The following is a 719-nucleotide window of genomic DNA, read 5'->3' on the forward strand; positions in this document are numbered from 1 at the left end:
GGCCTCCCACGCGCCGTAGCCGCCGATGAGGTCGTAGGCGTGCGGGTGGCCGTGGTGGCGCAGGAGGCTGGCGGCGATGGAGGAGCGGCTGCCGCCGGCGCAGTGCAGGACGATGCGGCGGTCGGTGGGCAGTTCGCCGTGGCGGGTGGGGAGTTCGGCGAGCGGGAGGTGGAGCGATCCGGGGATGGCGCCGGCCTCGCGCTCGGCGGCGCCGCGGACGTCGACGACCAGCGGGGGCTGCTGGCCCGCGAGTTCCTGGCGCAGGGTGTGCACGGTGAGTCGGGCGCCCTGGCGCATCAACTCGGGGTGGGCGAGGAAGACCTCCTCCGGGTCGGTGAGGTAGCCGGCGACCCGGTCAAAGCCGATCCGGGCGAGCCGGGTGACGAGTTCCGCGCCGCGTCCGTCGGGGGCGATGACCAGGACCTCGTGGTCGGGCGCGAGGATGGTGCCGCACTGTTCGGCGAAGCGGCCGTCGGCGGGGACGTTGAGCGAGCCGGTGAGGTGTCCGGCGGCGAAGGCGGCCGGGTCGCGGCCGTCCACCACCAGGGCTCCTTCCGCGCGACGCGCCAGGAAGTCATCGGCGGCCAGGGCGCGGACGGCGGCCGGGTCGAAGAGTCCGCGCTCGCGGCGGTTGAGGTCGGCGTCGTAGCCGAAGTAGCCGGGGGCGGTGGGCTGGCCGTCGGTGACCAGGGCGACGAAGGTCGGCTCGTCCATCGGCT

Annotated in this window: 1 protein-coding gene; it reads right to left on the reverse strand. The window is 75.2% G+C overall.

Annotation, left to right across the window (positions count from 1 at the left end):
* Positions 1-719 (reverse strand): rhodanese-like domain-containing protein (locus BG452_RS36155; protein WP_188308574.1); only part of this gene is annotated, 719 nt, incomplete at both ends.

The sequence above is a fragment of the Streptomyces sp. CBMA123 genome (assembly GCF_014596465.1).
Lineage (GTDB): Bacteria > Actinomycetota > Actinomycetes > Streptomycetales > Streptomycetaceae > Kitasatospora.